The following is a 17,486-nucleotide window of genomic DNA, read 5'->3' on the forward strand; positions in this document are numbered from 1 at the left end:
CGGTGGTTGTGACCCGGCGGTTGTGATTCGGCGGGCCCGGCTACGTCGGCCTGCACATCAGGCATCGCCCGCTCTGCGGGCCCCGCGGCCGCCGAAGGCCCGGGGCGGCAGTTTCTGCTCGAACCAGACCATCTTGCCGCCGCCGAGCCGGGTCGAGCCCCAGTCGTCGGCGCATTTGGCGACCAGCTCCAGGCCCCGGCCGCGCTCCTCGTCCAGGCCCGCCCTGCGGCGGCGCGGCAGCTGCGGGCTGTCGTCGCCGATCTCGCAGCGCAGCACCGAGGTGCGCACCAGACGGAGCGTCACCGGCTTCTTGGCGTGCTGCACGGCGTTGGTGACCAGCTCGCTCACCATCAGCTCGGTGTTCTCCACCAGCTCGTCCAACCCCCAGCGGCGCAGCGCGTGGCCGACCAGCCGGCGGGCGCGCCCGGGGGTCTCGTTGCGCGGCTGGAGGTACCAGTACGCGACGTCGTCGGCCGGGATCCCGTCGAAGGCGGCCGCCAGCAGGGCGATGTCGTCGCCGCGGTCGCCGGGCGGCAGGATCCGCAGGGCCTCGTGGCAGAGCTGCTCGGGGGAGTGCTGGTGCACGCCGGAGAGCCGTTCGCGCAGCCGCTCCAGGCCGCTGGCCAGCGGGCGGCGGCGGGTCTCCACCAGGCCGTCGGTGAAGAGCAGCAGCGCCGAGCCGGGCGGCGCGTCCAGCTCCTGGGAGGCGAAGTCGACGCCGCCGACGCCGATCGGCGCGCCCGCCGGCAGCTCCTCCAGCAGTTCGGCGCGGCCGTCCGGGTGGATCAGCGCCGGCGGCATGTGTCCGGCGTTGGCCACCACGATCCGGTTGGCGATCGGGTCGTAGACCGCGAAGACGCAGGTGGCCAGGTGCTGTTCGCGGCCGAGGCGCTGGGCCTGCTCGTCCAGGTGGTAGAGCACCTCGTGCGGCGGCAGGTCGAGCGCGGCCAGGGTCTGCGCGCTGGTCCGCAGTTGACCCATCACGGCCGCCGAGGTCAGCGAGTGGCCCATCACGTCGCCCACGATCAGCGCCACCCGGTTGCCGGGCAGCGGGATCGCGTCGTACCAGTCGCCGCCGACCTGGGAGTCGGCCTCACCGGGCAGGTAGCGGTGGGCCAGCCGCACCCCGTGCGGCTGGGGCAGGTCGTCCGGCAGCATGCTGCGCTGCAACTTGTTGGCGATCTCCGACTCGCGGGTGTAGCGCTGGGCGGTGTCGACCGCGAGGCCGGCCAGGGTGGCCAGGTGGGCGGCGGTCTGGGTGTCGGCCGGGTCGAAGCGGGCCGGCTCCTTGCTCTGATCGCTGTGCCGGGTGTGCGCGTGCAACCGGTGGTAGTCGTCGTCCGGCTTGCCGGGGCGGCGGACCAGCACCAGCAGGCCGAGCACCGAGTCCGCCCGCCGCTGCCTGCCGTCGGCCTCCTTGCCGCGCTTCTCCCGACCGCGCAGCGGCAGTGCGAGCAGCGCCGTGCCCCGGGCCAGCCCGGCCAGCGCGCGAGCGCCGTACAGCTCGGCGAAGAGCGGCCGCAGCCGCTCGCCCTCGGCCGTGCCCAGCACCACCGGGCCGGCCGGCGCGGCCTCGCGCAGCGCCCGGTCCAGCGCGCCGCCGGGCTGCGCGGTGACGACCCGGCGGCCGTTGCCGAGCCGGGTGCCCTCCGCCCGGTGCAGCCGCAGCTCGACCGGTCCGCCGCGGTCCCGGCGCGGGCCGCCGCCCAGCACCGGCTCGCGCAGGTGGACCAGCGCCGCGTCGGCCAGCGCCGGGACCAGCACCTTGGCCAGGCTGCGGACGGTCGCGGCCGGATCGAGGCTGGTGTTGATCTGCCGGGTGGCGTCGTTGAGGTAGCCGAGCCGCTCGGTCACGGCCTGGCGGACCCTCAGGTTCAACGGCGTCGCGATGGCGGCGGCGGGCTGCCCGGGCGGCGGACGGCGCTGGGCCGGGACGGCGGGCGGCTGGCCGGCCTGAGGAGAGGGAAGGTCGCGCACGGCTGCCTGTTCTTACTGGTCGGATCTGGTCTAACTGGTTCTGCTGGTCCTGCTGGACGAGCCGGTCGGAGCTGGGTGCCACGGGTACTGCGGGTGCTGCGGGTACGTCAGGCGGTGCGGCGACAGTGCAGGAAGAGCTGCTCCTCCGGTGGCAGGGTGCTGCAAGCCGGGGCGTACGGACGGCCGTTCAGCTCCTCCACCGTGAAGCCGGCCTGACGGAGCAGCTCGGCCAGCTCCTCGCGCAGGAACCCGCTGATCCGGATCTCCTGGCCGAGGAAGCGCATCGGGTAGTCGTCCAGGTCGGCCTCGACCATGCCGAGCGCCAGCAGGCCGCCGGGCCGCAGCAGTGTCCGGATCCGCCACAGGGCCAGCTGGATCTCCCGTTGCGGCAGCAGGATCAGGGAGAAGAAGGCGGTGGCCGCCGCGAAGCCGCCGGCCCCGGCCGGACCGAGCGCGGGCAGCCCCCAGGCCGTCTCGGCGCGCACGGTGCCCAGGTCGTAGAGGTCCATCCGGTGGTAGTCGGCGGCGCCGGGCAGGGCCTGACGGGCGAGCGAGAGCATCCCGTCGGAGAGGTCGATGGCGGTGACCCGCAGGCCGGCCTCGGCGAGCTGGCGGGTCGTCGGATCACCGGTGCCGCAGCCGATCTCCAACACCGGCTCGCCCGGCCGGAGTTCGGTGAGGAGCCGGCGAGTGGCCGCCAGCTGGCCGGACTTGGCGGGGAACGCCTCGCTGTACCGGGCGCCGATCGCGTCGAAGGCCACCGCCTGCAGCGCGCGTTCCGCGCTGCGGTCCGCACGGTGGCAGGTCGGGGCAGCCCCGGCGGTCCCACCCCGGGCGGGGTCCGATATCTGTCCCGTCGTCACGATTGAGAGGCACCTTTCCCACCTGGCCACCCGCCGCCGCGCCGTGCGCCGGTCGTGGTGTCCCGCTCCGCGCTGCCTGTCGAGCCCTCAGCCCACTCCGCCCTGGTCCGTATCGACACGCCGGAAACCGCACGTGCCACCTGGCCTCTGAGAATATGCGCGATCACCGTGCTGTGGAGTCCCTTTCCGGCCAACTCATCCCGACGGGCGCCGATTCGCCGGTCGGCTGCCTGGTCGGGGGCGGGTCGATACCGGGGCGGCAGGCGGTCGCCGGGGGGCATGACGGGGCGGATCGGGGTGGTGCGGGTCCCGCCGCACGCCCGCATGGCGCGAGGGGTGGTGCGCGACAGTCGGGCCGCTGAGCTGACAGTATGCCTGGTTGGGTCGACGTGCGGGGGCGGTTAGTCGTCGTTTATCGAACGTCAATCGCGGACTGTCAGAGTCTTCTCAGCGCCGGGGAAGCGCGTAGAGGTGCTCCCGCAGCCGGGGGGCTGCGGGGTCACCTCGTCCGGGGGGAGAGAGTGCTTCCCACACGGGGGAAATCGGGGGACACCGGGGTATCGGGGGAGCGGGGCACGGGGGCCCCGCTTGGGGGGACCCGGTGTTACGGCGCGCTGGTGGTGGATGAGGGCTCGGTGTGCTGTTCGTCGATGAGGCTCCGCACGGCGTGGGCCTCCGGCACACCGAGCCGCGTGAAGATCTCCTGGGCCTCGGCGAGGCAGGCGAGAGCGCGGGCCGGCTGGCCGAGGCGGAGCAGTGCTTCACCGAGGGCGGCGTTCGCGAGGCCCTGGCAGTAGGCGGTGTCCATCTCCTGAGCGATGGTCAGCGCCTCCTCGGCGGCCTGGGCGGCCTCCGTCAGCTGGTCGTCCGCCAGCAGCGAGCCGGCCAGGCGGGCCAGCGACAAGCCTTCCCAGAGCCGCTGTTGCTGGTCCTGGTAGAGCTGGTGCGCCTCGCGCAGCTGGGTGGCGGCCTCCGCCGGTGAACCGGTGGTCCGCAGCACCACGCCGAGCTGGTAGAGGGTGTCGGCCAGGCAGCGCACGTTCCCGGAGGCGCGGGCGGTGGCGACCGCCGAACCGGCCGACTCGACGGCGGCGTCCCACTGCTCCAGCTTCAGGTGGACCCGGGCGATGTTGCCCTCGATTCGGGCGGCGCTGCCCATCGCGGCGAGGGTGGTCGACAGATCGCGGGCTTCCTCCAGGAACGGCAAGGCCTCGGCCGGGTGGCTGGCCGTGGTGAGGACGGTGCCGAGCAGACTGCTCGCTGCCGACCGGAGCCTCGGCGTCTGCGTGCCCAGCACGGCCAGGCAGTCCCGAAGCGCCCGCTCGGCTTCGGGATAGCTCCCGGTCAGGTAGGCGAAGAAGGCCAGCGTGTAGCGGACCCGGGCCAGCGCGTCGGTGTCGCCGTGTTCGGCCGAAGCTGTCTCGGCCACCGCGAGGGCACGCCGGATCCGCTGCGCGTGGTTCGCCTCCTCCGCCACCGTGTTCAGCGTCACCAGCAGGTCGATGGAGAGCCGGAGCTGTTCCGCCGGCCCGTTGATCGACTCGTCTATCGCGCCCAGGATCAGCGCCAGCTCGGAGCGGAGCCAGCCGCGCGCCGAGTCGGCGCCGTTCAGCTGTTCGCCGGGGTGGGTGACGACCTGCAGCGGTTCGCTCAGCTGCTCGTCCGGCTCCAGGATCTGCGCGGCGTTGCGGACGGTGGCGACCAGCAGGGCGAGCAGCCGCAGCAGCGCGGCCTGGGTGTCCGCCAGGTCCGCCTCCTTCTCCCGCTGCTTCTGCGCGAAGAGCCGGAGCAGGTCGTGGTACCGGTACCGGCCGGGCGTGAAGCACTCCAGCATGTTGGCCTCGACCAGCGCCTCGGCCAGGTCCTCCGCCTCGTCCTCGCCGGTGCCGAGCAGCGCGGCCACCGCCGAGAGCGGCAGGTCCGGGCAGTCGACCAGGGCGAGCAGGCGAAACGCCCTGGCCTCTTCGGCCCGCAACTGCCCGTAGCCGAGGCCGAGCGTGGTCTCCACCGCCAGGTTCCCGAGCTGCAGTTCGTCGAGCCGGCGCCGCTGGTCCGCTAACCGCCGGGCCAGGTCCGCGACGGTCCAGCGCGGCCGGCTCGCCAGCCGGGCCGCGGCGATCCGGACCGCCAGCGGCAGGAACCCGCAGGAGGTCACCACGGCGAGCGCGGCGTCCGGCTCCGCCTCGACCCGGTGCCGGCCGGCGATCGCGCCGAACAGCTCCAGCGCCTCATCCGGCCGCAGCTCCTCGACATCGAAGAGGTGCCCGCCCGGGATGCCGGCCAGCCGCGAGCGGCTGGTGGCCAGCACCGCGCACCCGGCGACCCCCGGAATCAGCGGCGTGATCTGCTCCGCGTCGTGCGCGTTGTCGAGCATGATCAGCATCCGCCGGTCGGCCAGCATCGAGCGGTACATCGCCACCCGCTGCTCGAAGGACTCCGGCGCCTCGGTGACGCCGAGCGCGAAGAGGAAGTCGCCCAGCACCACGGCCGGGTCGGCGGGTGTGGCGCTGACCCCCCGCAGGTCGACGTAGAGCTGGCCGTCGGGGAACTCGGACCGCACGCCGTGCGCGACGTGCACGGCCAGCGTGGTCTTGCCGACCCCGCCGATCCCGGCCAGCGAGGTGACCACGACCGCCTGACCGGAGGCCCGCCGCAGCAGCTCGCGCAACTCGCCGACCAGCTTCTCGCGGCCACTGAAGTCCGAGACGTCGGCGGGCAACTGGGCGGGTGGCGCCAGGGCTACGCTCTCGGCGGCCGGAATCCGCAATTCCGGTGCGGAATTCATCAGGCTCGGGTCGGCGGAGAGGATCCGGGAGTGCATCGCCGCGAGCGCGGCACCGGGCTCAACACCGAGTTCCTCGATGAGCAGCTTTCGGGTCGCCGCGTACACGTTGAGGGCCTCGGCCTGCCGACCGCACCGATAAAGCGCGAGCATCAGCAGTTCGCGCAGCCCCTCGCGCAGCGGGTGCTCGGCGGTCAGGTTGCTCAATTCGCCGACGATTTCCGCGTGCAGGCCGATTTCGAGCGCGACCGTGCAGCGCTCTTCGCGGGCCGCGACCTGATGGTCCACCAACAGTTGACGCTGCGACTCCGCATAGGGGCCCGGAATCCCGGCCAGCGGCTGGCCGTTCCAGAGCGAGAGTGCCGAGGTCAGCAGGTGGTGTGCGGCTTCGGGCTGGCCGGCCTGCCGGGCGCCGGCGGCCTCGGCGGTTCGAGCGTTGAAGATCGCCAGGTCGAGCGATTCGTCCGGAATGCGCAACGCATATCCGTCCCGTACCGAAATCAGCAGTTCAGCGGGCTTTCGGACTTCACGTCCGGGTTCGACCACGGAGCGGAGCCGGGAGATGTAGGTGCGCAGCGCGGCCACGGCCTGCGGCGGCGGGCGGTCTCCCCACAGCCCGTCCACCAGTTCCTGGGTGGTCACCGGCCGGCCGTGGTGCAGCAGGAGGGTGGTCAGCACGGCCTGTTGTTGCGGAGATCCCAGCGCGAGCGGCTGCTCGTCGCGCCAGGCCTGGACGGGTCCGAGCACCTGGAAGCGCGGCACGGCATCGTGCGGCGTCGCCTGAAGCTCCATGAGGGTCCCCCGAAGGCCTGGTACTTCGAATCTCGAAGCGGTGCCCTCCATGGTCCGGCCGCAATGCCCCGTCAGGAAGGGCAAAACGGGCGGATTGTTCAGCGGGAGGGCTGTTTATAAGACATTTAACGAACCCTACGATACTGTCCCCACGCCGCGGCCAGACCGACCGGGGCGGTCCAGTACTGACACCCGAGAGGTGGTCCGGCGATGGCCGATAACGACACTCCGATCGCGCTGCCCGAGCAGGCCGACGAGGCGGACAGCGTCCTGACGGGCGCGATCCAGGCGACGGAGCAGGCTGCCGACCAGCAGGTTGAGCCGGCCGAGGATGCTGGGTCGGCGGCCGCCGCGCCGGCTCGGCAGCGCGAGGCCGGCACCGTTCAGCCGGACGGCCTGATCGTCAACACGCACTGACGAACGGCCGTACAACCCGCCGACTTTGGCCTGATTGCATCGCGTGGTTGTCCTGCGACACTACGCGCGAAGAGCCCCCGGTCACCCGGGGGCTCCGACGTCTGTGCGACCGCCGCTCAGGAGACCGGGATCTCCAGCGGCCGGCTGTTGTTCAGCGGGTTGGGGTCGTCCTCGCTGGTCACCATCACCAGGCCGCCGGTCAGCACCGTCCCGTGCTGCACGTTCCCCTCGATCCGGGTCGGGATCAGCGCGCTCGCCGTCCGCCCCGGCTTCAGCCCGGCCGGGAAGGTGCAGCGCACGCTGTGGCCGCCCATGCCCGGCAGGCAGCCCGCAGGGAAGAACGGTGCCACGGCGTAGCTGCCGAAGGGCAGCGTGACCGTCACCGTGAAGGAGTGGGCGGTGGTGTCCGGGCCGTCGTTGGCGACGAAGCCGGAGACGGTGGTGAGCCCGCCGGGGGGAGCCGCGTTCGGGGTGAGCTCGACGACTTCGAGGTCCGAACGGGACGGCGGAGCCGCGCTCGCCGCCGCCGCGGGCGCCAGGGCGAGGGTGAGGGCGGCACCGGCGACCAGCAGGCGGCGGGCGGGGTGAGGGAGCAAGCTGCGGGTCATGCGGCACCTGCCTTGCGATCACGTGGAACTGGCATCTACTCAGATGATCGACGCCTCCCGACCCGGACCTCGGCGACACCCGAGCAGGCCATCCCTACGAGTGAACGCCCGCTGCGCGCTCGCCGCGCCGCCGGGGCTGAGCCGGCGGAGGGACCGGCGCGGTGCTGCGCCGTCCGCCCGGCGCGGGCGTGTGTGAGAGTGCTGGCATCCCCCCGGAGCGACCTGTTGAGGAGCCGTCAGATGACCATCGCCCCCGCCAAGCTCACCGACCCGACCGTCCGCTCGCTGGTGACGGCGATCAACGCCAACGACCGCGTGGCGTTCCTGGCGCTGCTCACCGACGACGCGACGATGTCCGACGACGGCTCGGACCGCGACCTGCACGACTGGATCGACCGGGAGATCTTCGCCACCCGCGGTCACATGGCGGTGCAGAGCGAGTCGGACGGCGGGCGGGCGCTGATCGCCGACTTCCGCAACGAGACGTGGGGCGAGATGCGCACCGCCTGGCGGTTCGAGGTCGTCGGCGGCAAGGTCAGCCGGTTCGAGACCGGGCAGGCATGACACCGCCCCGGCGCGGCGGGCGCGCCGGGGCGGGGACGCGAGTTACGAGCGGACCCGGATGCTGGTGATCAGCGGGCCGTCGGTGACCTCGGCGAAGAAGTCGTTGCCCTTGTCGTCCACCACGATGAAGGCCGGGAAGTCCTCGACCTCGATCCGCCAGACCGCCTCCATGCCGAGCTCCGCGTACTCCAGCACCTCGACCTTCTTGATGCAGTCCTGGGCGAGGCGGGCCGCGGGGCCGCCGATCGAGCCGAGGTAGAAGCCGCCGTGGCTGGCGCAGGCCTGGGTGACCTGCTTGGAGCGGTTGCCCTTGGCGAGCATCACCATCGAGCCGCCGGCCGCCTGGAACTGGTCGACGTAGGAGTCCATCCGGCCGGCCGTGGTGGGGCCGAAGGAGCCGGAGGCGAAGCCCTCGGGGGTCTTGGCCGGGCCGGCGTAGTAGACCGGGTGGTCCTTGAGGTACTGCGGCATGCCCTCGCCGGCGTCGAGGCGCTCCTTGATCTTGGCGTGCGCGATGTCGCGGGCCACCACCAGGGTGCCGGTCAGCGACAGGCGGGTCTTGACCGGGTGCTTGGACAGCTCGGCGCGGATCTCCGACATCGGCCGGTCCAGGTCGACCCGCACCACCGAGTCGTCGAGGTGGTCGTCCGTGGTCTCCGGCAGGTACTTCGCCGGGTCGGTCTCCAACTGCTCCAGGAAGACGCCCTCGGCGGTGATCTTGCCGAGCGCCTGTCGGTCGGCCGAGCAGGAGACGGCCATCGCGACCGGCAGCGAGGCACCGTGCCGGGGCAGTCGGATGACGCGCACGTCGTGGCAGAAGTACTTGCCGCCGAACTGGGCGCCGATGCCGATCTGCTGGGTCAGCTCGAGGACCTTGGCCTCCAGCTCCAGGTCCCGGAAGCCGTGCCCGGTGGCCGCGTCGCCGCTGGTCGGCAGCTGGTCCAGGTAGTGCGCGGAGGCGTACTTGGCGGTCTTCAGCGCGAATTCGGCGCTGGTGCCGCCGACCACGATGGCCAGGTGGTAGGGCGGGCAGGCGGCGGTGCCGAGCCCGCGGATCTTCTGCTCCAGGAAGGAGAGCATGCTCTTCTCGTTGAGAATCGCCTTGGTCTCCTGGTACAGGTACGACTTGTTGGCGCTGCCGCCGCCCTTGGCCATGAAGAGGAACTTGTACGCGTCGCCGTCGGTCGCGTAGAGCTCGATCTGGGCCGGCAGGTTGGAGCCGGTGTTCTTCTCGTCCCACATGGTCAGCGGGGCCATCTGCGAGTAGCGCAGGTTGAGCTTGGTGTACGCGTCGAAGACGCCGCGCGCGATGGCGGCCTCGTCGCCGCCCTGCGTCAGCACGTTCTGCCCGCGCTTGCCCATCACGATCGCGGTGCCGGTGTCCTGGCACATCGGCAGGATGCCGCCGGCCGAGATGTTGACGTTCTTCAGCAGGTCCAGCGCGACGAAACGGTCGTTGGGGCTGGCCTCCGGGTCGTCCAGGATCCGGCGCAGCTGGGCCAGGTGCGCCGGGCGCAGGTAGTGCGAGATGTCGTGCATCGCCTCGGCGGTGAGCAGCCGCAGGGCCTCGGGCTCGACCCGCAGGAAGCGCCGCCCGTCCGCCTCGAAGATGCTGACGCCCTCGGAGGTCAGCTTGCGGTACGGGGTGGGGTCGGCCCCGAGCGGGAGGAGGTCGGAGTAGGCGAAGTCTGGCGTGGGTGCCATGCGAGGTCCTTCACGGATTGAGGGTGCTGCGTCGGCGAAGCGCCTTCCAGGTTAGAGGCGGCGGCGCCGGACGCCGCGGGCGGGTGAGCGGGGGTGACCGGGGTCACGCCGACCCTGAGGCGGGCCGGGCCGACCCGGAGAGCACCCGGAGACGACCCTGAGACCCCTCGTTCCGTGCAGGGCCAGCCCCTAGGCTGGGCGCGTGGAGAACTCGCCGTCACCCGAGCCGTCCGACCAGTCCCCCGAGGCGCGGCCCGTCCCGCTGCGCAAGGCCGAACCCGCGCCGGTGGCGCCGCCGGAGACCCGGCCCGCCGAGGCCGAGCTGCGCGCCTCCGACGCCGACCGGGAGAAGATCGCCGAACTGCTGCGCGACGCCTACGCCGAGGGCCGGCTGACGGTGGACGAGCACGCCGAGCGGATCGAGGCGGCCTACAGCGCCAAGACGCTGGGCGAGCTGGCCCCGCTCACCCGGGACCTGCCGACCCACCAGCCGATCGCGCCCGGAGCCGAGCGGCCGCAGCCGGCCGCGGGCCGGCAGTTGCCGCCGGCCCGCGAGGAGCCGGCCAACCTGGTGGCGGTCTTCGGCGGTTCGGCCCGCAAGGGGCGCTGGCGGGTCGGTTCGCACATCCGGGCGACCGCGGTCTTCGGCGGGGTGGAGCTGGACCTGACGGACGCGGTCTTCGAGTCGCCCGAGGTGCTGATCGAGGTCTCGGCGGTCTTCGGCGGGGTGTCGATCCGGGTGCCGGAGAACGTCACCCTGGTCGGCAGCGGCGTCGGCATCTTCGGCGGCTTCGAGGTGCGGGAGCAGACCGCGCCGGACCCGTACGCCCCGGTGGTGCGGGTGAAGGGCGCGGCGGTCTTCGGCGGTTGCGACGCCAAGCCGCGCCGGGGCACGAAGGTCAAGGAGTGGGTGCGCAAGCAGCTCGACGGCTGAGCGGGACCGTCTCGCGGAACCTCACGTTCCGTCAACTCCTGGCCCGGCACCCGGGATTGACTCGAGTGCAGGCTGTGCCCGGGTGAACACGGTGTGCATGAACCAGGATCGCGCGGGGTAACTCCTGGGGCACATCGTTTTCTTGAACGGCTGCGGTCAGACGGCGTCGTACGGCACTCAGGGCGGCAGCCGGGCAGTGACGCGCGCCTTTCCCGAGCTGTGTCAGGAGTCGCCGTGCTGCACCCGATCGAGCCCAGCACCACCGACGTCGTCCGGGCCGCCACCGAGCGGCGCGGGCCGGAGCGTGCCCGACTGGGCGCTCCCGCGAGTGCGCGGCTCGACCACATGGAGGAGGAGAACCCCTGGCACACCGGCGCGGCCTGCCGCCGGGACGAGGCCGGGCTGTTCTTCGCCCCGTCCAAGGAGCCGACGGCCGCCCGGCTGGCCCGCGAGGAGCACGCCAAGCGGGTCTGTGCCCGTTGCCCGGTGCTGCTCTCCTGCCGCGAGCACGCGCTGGCGCAGCCGGAGCCGTACGGGGTGTGGGGCGGGCTGACGGCGGCCGAGCGGCGGGTGGTGCTGGCCCGGCGGCGACGCCGCGAGGTCGAATTGCGGGCCGAGGCCCAACTGGTGGCCGGCCAGCGCGGCTCCGGACGGCGGGTGGTCGCCGAGCCGGGGCGGATAGCGGGGTGACAGCAGACGGCGGGCTGACGGGTCTGTCAGTTCGCCCGGTCGAAGTCGATCGCACTGTAGGCCCGCAGCTTGGACAGCTTGTGGGTGGAGTCGATCTGCCGGATCGTGCCGCTCTTCGACCGCATCACCAGCGAGCTGGTGGTGGCGGTCTCGTGGCGGTAGTGCACCCCGCGCAGCAGCTCGCCGTCGGTGATGCCGGTGGCCACGAAGAAGACGTTCTCGCCGCTCACCAGGTCGTTGGTGCTCAGCACCCGGTCCAGGTCGTGGCCCGCGTCCAGCGCCTTCTGCTTCTCGGCCTCGTCCTTGGGCCAGAGCCGGCCCTGGATCACACCGCCCATGCACTTCATCGCGCAGGCCGCGATGATGCCCTCGGGGGTGCCGCCGATGCCCATCAGCAGGTCGACGCCGGTGCCCTCGCGGGCGGTCATGATGGCGCCGGCCACGTCGCCGTCCGAGATGAACTTGATCCGGGCGCCCGCCTCCCGGATCTCGCGGACCAGGCCGTCGTGCCGCGGCCGGTCCAGGACCATCACCGTGACGTCCTCGACGGCGCTGCCCTTGGCCTTGGCGACGCGGCGGATGTTGACGGCCGCCGGGGCGGTGATGTCGACGAAGTCGGCGGCCTCGGGGCCGGTGATGAGCTTGTCCATGTAGAAGACGGCGCTCGGGTCGAACATGGTGCCGCGGTCGGCGACCGCCAGGACGGCGACGGCGTTGGCCATGCCCTTGGCGGTCAGCGTGGTGCCGTCCACCGGGTCGACGGCCACGTCGCACTCGGCGCCGGTGCCGTCGCCGATCCGCTCGCCGTTGTAGAGCATCGGCGCCTCGTCCTTCTCGCCTTCACCGATGACGACGATGCCGTTCATCGAGACGGTCGAGACGAGGGTGCGCATGGCCTTCACGGCCGCGCCGTCGGCGCCGTTCTTGTCGCCCCGGCCGACCCAGCGGCCGGCTGCCATGGCCGCCGCCTCGGTCACCCGGACGAGCTCCAGGGCCAGGTTGCGGTCCGGTGCTTCAGGGGCCACCTCCAGCGAATGCGGAAGGTGGGAGGGGTGCTGCGTGGTCATCGTCGTTACCTCTCTGTACGCGACGGCCAGTCAGCGCATCGACATACTGTCTGGTCGAGCGCTGCGATGAGGGTCCCCCGATCGTAGCTGTGGATGGGATGACTGTCTGTGGCGCGGGTCCCGCCGACCTGCGGTGCAGCCCGCCGGGCGGCCGGCTGAACCGCGCCGGTACGGGCGCATCGCGCCGCGACGGCGACCCCGGTGGTCGGGTAGCGCGGCACGATGGGTCACCATGTGGGGGTGGCAGCAGGCAACAACAGACGAGGCCGGCAGACCGTCCGGGACATGATCCTGTCGATGGTCGCCGTGATGGGCGTGGCCATGGTGGCGTACCTCACCATCCCGCACAGCAGCAACGGCGACGGTGTACGCGTGGTGGACTACAGCGCGGCGCTGGCTTCGGCCAAGCGCGCGGCGCCGTATCCGATCCTGGCGCCCGCGGGACTCTCCGACCAGTGGCGGGCGACCTCGGTGAGCTATGACGTGGACCCGGACGGCCACGCCGGCTGGCACCTGGGCTTCGTCACCCCCGACGGCAAGTACGCGGCGGTGGAGCAGAGCAACGAGCCCAAGCCCGACCTGCTCAAGAGCGTGGTCTCGGGCTACGCGCCGGACGGCAGCGCGAGCATCGCCGGCCAGGACTGGTCGCGCTACCAGGGCGACCACTACCGCGGCCTGACCGTGGCCACCGGCCCGGCCACCACGCTGGTCACCGGCAGTGCCTCGTACCAGGAGCTCGACCAGCTGGCGCAGGCTCTGAAGCCGTAGGTCCTGGCGGACCACCGAACGCGGCAGGGCCCGGATCCCCACGAGGGGATCCGGGCCCTGCGTGCTCAGGCGGGTCAGACGGTGGTGACGACCTCGTCGTAGGCCAGCCGCGGCGAGCGCGGGTACCAGGCGTCGGCGCCCGGCTTGCCGATGTTCACCACGGCCAGCACCGAGTGGTCACCGTCGGCGAAGAACTCCTTGTTGATGCCAGCGGCGTCGAAGCCGGTCATCGGGCCGGCCGCCAGGCCGGCGGCGCGCACGCCGATGATGAAGTAGCCGGCCTGCAGCGCGGCGTTGAAGCCCGCCGACTTCTCGCGCGCCGGGCGCTCGCTGAAGAAGAGGTCCTTGGCCTGCGGGAAGGCCGGGAACTGGGCCGGCAGCTCCTCGTGGAACTCGTTGTCGGCGGCCAGGATGGCGACCAGCGGCGCGGTCGAGGTCTTGGCCTTGTTGCCGTCCGCCATGTGCGCCACCAGGCGCTCGCGGGCCTCGGCGGAGCGGACCAGGACCACTCGCAGCGCCTGCTGGTTGAAGGCGGTCGGCGCGTACTTCACCAGGTCGTAGATCGCCTGCACCTGCTCCTCGGAGACCGGCTCCTCGGTGAAGGTGTTGGCGGTGCGGGCCTCGCGGAAGAGCAGGTCCTGGGCGGCGGCGTCGAGGACGAGTGCGTCGTTGGCGATGGTCATCGGGGCTACACCTCATGCGGGATCGGGAAGGGCGGCTGGGTGCCGTTCACCTGATTCAACATGAGTGAAGTTTCAACGATTCCTCGGGCGGCCGTGATCTGGCTCACATCCGGTGGGACTCACTCCGCCGAGGGCTGCTCCTGCTCCCGCTCGGCCGCCAGCGCGGCCTCCAGCCGGGCCCGGGCACCGTCCAGCCGGCGCTGGCAGACCTTGGCCAGCTCCTCGCCGCGCTCCCACAGGGCGAGCGACTCCTCCAGCGTGATGCCGCCGGTCTCCAGCCGCCGGACCACCTCCATCAGGGCGTCCCGGGCCTGCTCGTAACCCAGCTCGCCGGTCCTGGTGCTGCTCGTCGTGCTCTCCGCGTCGGCCATGGAGCCAGCCTAGAGCCAGGTCCCGACAGCGCCCCGCAGCCGAAACCCGGCTGCGTCCGGGGCGGCCGCTCGTTAGGGTCCAGCGCCATGAGCGAAGTACGACAGGCCCGGCCCGAGGACGCTTCGGAGCTGGTCCGGCTGCGGCTGCTGATGTTCGAGGCGATGCAGGGCCAGGCACGCCCAGGGCCCTGGCAACAGACCGCCGAGGAGGTGCTGCGCGAGCGGCTGGCCGATCCGGCGGCCACCACGATGCCCGCCTTCGTGGTCGACGATCCGCGGCGGGCGGGCCGGCTGGCCGCCTGCGCGGTCGGCACCCTGGAACAGCGGTTGCCCGCCCCCGGGCACCCCGAGGGACGCTTCGGCTTCATCTTCAACATCTGCACCGACCCGGCGCACCGCCGCCGCGGCTACGCCCGGGCCTGCACCGAGGCGCTGCTGGCCTGGTTCGACGAGCACCGGGTGACCCGGATCGACCTGCACGCCACCGAGGGCGGCGAGCAGCTCTACCGCGGCCTCGGGTTCGCCGAGCACTCGGTGCCGCTCTCCCGCAACCAGCTGGTCGCCGACCCGCCGCGCAGGGCCGCCCCGCCGCTCAGCGCTGACCCGGTGCCGGCGGTCGACTGACCGTCACCTCGAAGCCGCCGCCCGCCACCCGGGCGTGCAACTCCTGGCCCGCCGCGAGCAGCGCCGGGTCGGTCACCACCTGCCCGTCCGGGTGCTGCAGCACCGCGTAGCCGCGCTCCAGCGTCGCGGCGGGGGAGAGCGCCACCACCCGGGCCAGCGTGTGCCCGAGGTCCGACTCGGCCCCGTCGAGGCGGTGGCCCAGGCACCGCCGGGCGCGCTCGACCAGCGCCGTCAGCTCCTGCGAGCGCTCGGCCACCAGGCGGTGCGGCGCGGCCAGCGCCGGCCGCTCGCGCACCGAGGCCAGCCCGGTCTCCTCACGCCGCACCAGGTCGCCGATCAGCCGCCGGGCCCGGTCGCGCAGCTGCTGCACCTTGGCCTGCTCCTCGCCCACGTCGGGCACCACCCGCTTGGCGGCGTCGGTCGGGGTGGCGGCCCGCAGGTCGGCGACGAAGTCCAGCAGCGGCTGGTCCGGCTCGTGCCCGATCGCGCTCACCACCGGTGTGCGGGCCTGCGCCACCGTCCGGCACAGCTCCTCGTCGGAGAACGGCAGCAGGTCCTCGACGCTGCCGCCGCCGCGCGCCACGATGATCACGTCCACCTCAGGGTGGCCGTCCAGCTCGCGCACCGCCGCCACCACCTGGCCGGCCGCCTGCGGGCCCTGCACCAGCACGTTGCGCACCTCGAAGCGGACCGCAGGCCAGCGCCGCCTGGCCACCTCCAGCACGTCGCGCTCGGCGGCCGAGGCGCGGCCGGTCACCAGGCCGACGCAGTGCGGCAGGAACGGCAGCGGCCGCTTGCGCTCGGCGGCGAACAGCCCCTCGCCGGCCAGCTGCCGCTTGAGCCGCTCCAGCCGGGCCAGCAGCTCGCCGAGCCCGACCAGGCGGATCTCGGTGGCCCGCAGCGAGAGGGTGCCGCGGGCGGTGTACCACTCGGGTTTGGCGTGCACCAGCACCCGCGAGCCCTCGTGCAGGGTGTCGGCCAGCGGTTCGAGCACCGAGCGGAAGCAGGTGACGCCCAGCGAGACGTCCTGGTCGACATCACGCAGCGTCAGGAACTGCATCCCCGGGCGGCGGCTGAGCTGGGTGATCTGGCCTTCCACCCAGATCGCGCCCAGCCGGTCGATCCAGCCGCCGATCAGCTGGGAGACCTTGCCGACCGGGAGCGGGGCGTCGGGTGAGCTGCTGTTGGCCATGCGTCCGAGGCTAGCGCGGCTCGCCGACAGCACCGTCGCGTTGCAGCAGGACCACGAGCAGTCCCGCCGCCAGCCACACCAGGCCCACCAGCTGCGCGGTGTGCGCCGCCTTCACCACCACCGCGACGATCACCGCGATCCCCAGCAGCGGCAGCACCAGATGTCGCATCCGGTGCCGCGAGCCGTGCTTGACGGTGTACCAGCCGATCACCGAGGCGTGCAGCAGCGCGAAGGCGCACAGCGCGCCGATGTCCACCACCGAGGTGAGCTGGTCGAGCCCGTCGGACCGCCGGGCCGCCCAGCCCGCCGCCGCCAGCGTCAGAACCGCCGCGCTGAGCAGCGCGACCCGCGGCACGCCCGAGTCCCGGTCGACCGCCGCCAGGGCCCGCGGCAGCCGCCCCGCGCGTCCCATCGCGAAGAGCAGCCGCCCGGCCGCGGCCTGCCCGGCCAGCGCCGCGAAGGCCGCCCCGATCGCCTTGCTGACCGCGACCAGGGTGTGCAGCCAGTGCCCGACCGCGCTCTCCACCGTGTCGTAGAAGGCCGAGCCCTGGGCGGCCGGCTGCTCGGCCAGCTGCTCCGGGGTGAGCGGCTCCAGCAGCGCCGCGAGGTAGGTCTGCGCCACGAACAGCGCCCCGGCCAGCGCCAGGCAGAGCAGCACCGCCCGGGCCACCGCGCGCGAGGCTCCCACCGCCTCCTCCACGAACGAGGCGATGGCGTCGAAACCCAAGTAGGAGAGGACCGCCACGCTCACCGCGCCGAGCACCGCCGAGGTCGAGAAGCCGCCGACCCCGGTCAGCGGCGAGAGCGCCGGGCGCACCGTCCCGTCCCGGAGCAGCACCACCAGCGCCGCCACCACGAAGACCGCCAGCACCACGAGCTCCAGCGCCAGCACCGCGAACCCCACCGCCGCCGCCGTGCGCACCCCGGCCAGGTTGAGCGCGGTGGTGACCAGCACCGCCAGCACGGTCCAGACGAACCGCGACACGCCCGGCACCAGCGCGTGCAGCGCGATGCCGGAGAAGAGGTAGGCGACCGCCGGGATCAGCAGGTAGTCGAGCATCGCCATCCAGCCCGCGATGAAACCGGCCCGCTCACCCAGGCCGGCCCTGGCATAGGCGAAGACCGAGCCGGTGCGCGGCACCGCGCGCACCATCTGCGCGTACGAGAGGGCGGTGAACCCCATCGCCACCGTGGCCACCAGGTAGACCGCCGCCACCGCCCCGTGGCTCTTGGCGTCCAGCACCCCGAAGACGCCCACCGGGGCCATCGGCGCGATGAAGAGCAGCCCGTAGACCACCAGGTCGCGCAGCCCCAGGCTGCGCCGCAGACCGCCGGAATCCACTGGATCGTTCATTCTTCAGATTTGAACATCCGACCGGCCGTCCGTCCCCGCACGCCACGGCCTTTCGGTACCGCGCACCGGCCGCCGTGGCCGCCCGTACGATAGGTG

The 17,486-nt window shown here is 72.8% G+C and carries 16 protein-coding genes; 6 read left to right on the plus strand and 10 right to left on the minus strand.

The window, feature by feature from the left end; genetic code table 11:
* Positions 1 to 57 precede the first annotated feature (57 nt).
* The 3 genes from ABH937_RS21900 to ABH937_RS21910 form a co-directional block, all read right to left on the minus strand.
* Complete coding sequence (locus ABH937_RS21900; protein ID WP_280687807.1) at positions 58 to 1,977, minus strand: serine/threonine-protein phosphatase; 1,920 nt, start codon at positions 1,975 to 1,977, stop codon at positions 58 to 60.
* Between the two features lie 107 nt (positions 1,978 to 2,084).
* Positions 2,085 to 2,840: a methyltransferase domain-containing protein gene (locus ABH937_RS21905; protein ID WP_348533625.1), complete on the minus strand. Its 756-nt coding sequence runs from the start codon at positions 2,838 to 2,840 to the stop codon at positions 2,085 to 2,087.
* Between the two features lie 604 nt (positions 2,841 to 3,444).
* Complete coding sequence (locus tag ABH937_RS21910) at positions 3,445 to 6,414, minus strand: BTAD domain-containing putative transcriptional regulator (protein WP_370219164.1); 2,970 nt, start codon at positions 6,412 to 6,414, stop codon at positions 3,445 to 3,447.
* Between the two features lie 210 nt (positions 6,415 to 6,624).
* On the opposite strand from ABH937_RS21910, the gene ABH937_RS21915 reads away from it, so the two are divergent.
* Positions 6,625 to 6,831 (plus strand): hypothetical protein, encoded by a 207-nt coding sequence (locus ABH937_RS21915; protein WP_280687803.1) that lies wholly within the window; start codon positions 6,625 to 6,627, stop codon positions 6,829 to 6,831.
* Positions 6,832 to 6,947: 116 nt separating this feature from the next.
* Here the strand turns inward: ABH937_RS21915 and ABH937_RS21920 are convergent, their stop codons facing one another.
* Entirely contained in the window at positions 6,948 to 7,439 is a 492-nt protein-coding gene (locus ABH937_RS21920; RefSeq protein WP_280687801.1) for a hypothetical protein, read from the minus strand.
* A gap of 240 nt (positions 7,440 to 7,679) precedes the next feature.
* On the opposite strand from ABH937_RS21920, the gene ABH937_RS21925 reads away from it, so the two are divergent.
* Positions 7,680 to 8,003: a nuclear transport factor 2 family protein gene (locus tag ABH937_RS21925; protein ID WP_280687800.1), complete on the plus strand. Its 324-nt coding sequence runs from the start codon at positions 7,680 to 7,682 to the stop codon at positions 8,001 to 8,003.
* A gap of 42 nt (positions 8,004 to 8,045) precedes the next feature.
* Here ABH937_RS21925 and ABH937_RS21930 read toward each other — a convergent pair whose 3' ends face one another.
* A complete protein-coding gene (locus ABH937_RS21930) occupies positions 8,046 to 9,707 on the minus strand; it encodes a fumarate hydratase (protein ID WP_370219165.1) in 1,662 nt (553 codons plus the stop codon).
* 202 nt (positions 9,708 to 9,909) lie between these two features.
* On the opposite strand from ABH937_RS21930, the gene ABH937_RS21935 reads away from it, so the two are divergent.
* A complete protein-coding gene (locus ABH937_RS21935) occupies positions 9,910 to 10,641 on the plus strand; it encodes a DUF1707 domain-containing protein (RefSeq protein WP_370145597.1) in 732 nt (243 codons plus the stop codon).
* A 234-nt stretch (positions 10,642 to 10,875) separates the two neighbouring features.
* Positions 10,876 to 11,331 carry a WhiB family transcriptional regulator gene (locus tag ABH937_RS21940; RefSeq protein WP_370145599.1) on the plus strand — a complete coding sequence of 152 codons (456 nt, stop codon included), beginning with the start codon at positions 10,876 to 10,878 and terminating at the stop codon, positions 11,329 to 11,331.
* Positions 11,332 to 11,357: 26 nt separating this feature from the next.
* Here the strand turns inward: ABH937_RS21940 and glpX are convergent, their stop codons facing one another.
* Positions 11,358 to 12,398, minus strand: a complete 1,041-nt coding sequence (gene glpX, locus ABH937_RS21945; protein WP_280687796.1) for a class II fructose-bisphosphatase — start codon at positions 12,396 to 12,398, stop codon at positions 11,358 to 11,360.
* Positions 12,399 to 12,638: 240 nt separating this feature from the next.
* Here glpX and ABH937_RS21950 point away from each other — a divergent pair, with 240 nt between their 5' ends.
* A complete protein-coding gene (locus ABH937_RS21950; RefSeq protein ID WP_370219166.1) occupies positions 12,639 to 13,166 on the plus strand; it encodes a DUF4245 domain-containing protein in 528 nt (175 codons plus the stop codon).
* A gap of 74 nt (positions 13,167 to 13,240) precedes the next feature.
* Here the strand turns inward: ABH937_RS21950 and ABH937_RS21955 are convergent, their stop codons facing one another.
* On the minus strand, positions 13,241 to 13,849 hold the full coding sequence (locus ABH937_RS21955) for a malonic semialdehyde reductase (protein WP_280687794.1): 609 nt from the start codon (positions 13,847 to 13,849) through the stop codon (positions 13,241 to 13,243).
* A 119-nt stretch (positions 13,850 to 13,968) separates the two neighbouring features.
* Positions 13,969 to 14,220 carry an exodeoxyribonuclease VII small subunit gene (locus ABH937_RS21960; RefSeq protein ID WP_280687793.1) on the minus strand — a complete coding sequence of 84 codons (252 nt, stop codon included), beginning with the start codon at positions 14,218 to 14,220 and terminating at the stop codon, positions 13,969 to 13,971.
* 87 nt (positions 14,221 to 14,307) lie between these two features.
* Here ABH937_RS21960 and ABH937_RS21965 point away from each other — a divergent pair, with 87 nt between their 5' ends.
* Complete coding sequence (locus ABH937_RS21965; protein ID WP_370219167.1) at positions 14,308 to 14,844, plus strand: GNAT family N-acetyltransferase; 537 nt, start codon at positions 14,308 to 14,310, stop codon at positions 14,842 to 14,844.
* Here the strand turns inward: ABH937_RS21965 and xseA are convergent.
* Both xseA and ABH937_RS21975 read right to left on the minus strand, forming a co-directional pair.
* The gene (gene xseA / locus ABH937_RS21970) at positions 14,813 to 16,036 is read right to left on the minus strand and encodes an exodeoxyribonuclease VII large subunit (RefSeq protein ID WP_370219168.1); all 1,224 of its coding nucleotides are present in this window, start codon (positions 16,034 to 16,036) and stop codon (positions 14,813 to 14,815) included. The two genes, ABH937_RS21965 and xseA, sit on opposite strands and share 32 nt — an antisense overlap.
* A 10-nt stretch (positions 16,037 to 16,046) precedes the next feature.
* Positions 16,047 to 17,390, minus strand: a complete 1,344-nt coding sequence (locus ABH937_RS21975) for an APC family permease (RefSeq protein WP_280687790.1) — start codon at positions 17,388 to 17,390, stop codon at positions 16,047 to 16,049.
* Positions 17,391 to 17,486: the final 96 nt, after the last annotated feature.

Source organism: Kitasatospora sp. GAS1066B (assembly GCF_041262605.1).
In the GTDB taxonomy this organism is placed as follows: domain Bacteria; phylum Actinomycetota; class Actinomycetes; order Streptomycetales; family Streptomycetaceae; genus Kitasatospora.

Excerpts from the sequence above, each read along its gene's own strand:
- ABH937_RS21910 (WP_370219164.1), bottom strand. The coding sequence starts at position 6,414 with ATGGAGCTTCAGGCGACGCCGCACGATGCCGTGCCGCGCTTCCAGGTG.
- ABH937_RS21915 (WP_280687803.1), top strand. The coding sequence starts at position 6,625 with ATGGCCGATAACGACACTCCGATCGCGCTGCCCGAGCAGGCCGACGAG.
- ABH937_RS21920 (WP_280687801.1), bottom strand. The coding sequence starts at position 7,439 with ATGACCCGCAGCTTGCTCCCTCACCCCGCCCGCCGCCTGCTGGTCGCC.
- ABH937_RS21925 (WP_280687800.1), top strand. The coding sequence starts at position 7,680 with ATGACCATCGCCCCCGCCAAGCTCACCGACCCGACCGTCCGCTCGCTG.
- ABH937_RS21930 (WP_370219165.1), bottom strand. The coding sequence starts at position 9,707 with ATGGCACCCACGCCAGACTTCGCCTACTCCGACCTCCTCCCGCTCGGG.
- glpX (WP_280687796.1), bottom strand. The coding sequence starts at position 12,398 with ATGACCACGCAGCACCCCTCCCACCTTCCGCATTCGCTGGAGGTGGCC.
- ABH937_RS21955 (WP_280687794.1), bottom strand. The coding sequence starts at position 13,849 with ATGACCATCGCCAACGACGCACTCGTCCTCGACGCCGCCGCCCAGGAC.
- ABH937_RS21960 (WP_280687793.1), bottom strand. The coding sequence starts at position 14,220 with ATGGCCGACGCGGAGAGCACGACGAGCAGCACCAGGACCGGCGAGCTG.
- ABH937_RS21965 (WP_370219167.1), top strand. The coding sequence starts at position 14,308 with ATGAGCGAAGTACGACAGGCCCGGCCCGAGGACGCTTCGGAGCTGGTC.
- xseA (WP_370219168.1), bottom strand. The coding sequence starts at position 16,036 with ATGGCCAACAGCAGCTCACCCGACGCCCCGCTCCCGGTCGGCAAGGTC.
- ABH937_RS21975 (WP_280687790.1), bottom strand. The coding sequence starts at position 17,390 with ATGAACGATCCAGTGGATTCCGGCGGTCTGCGGCGCAGCCTGGGGCTG.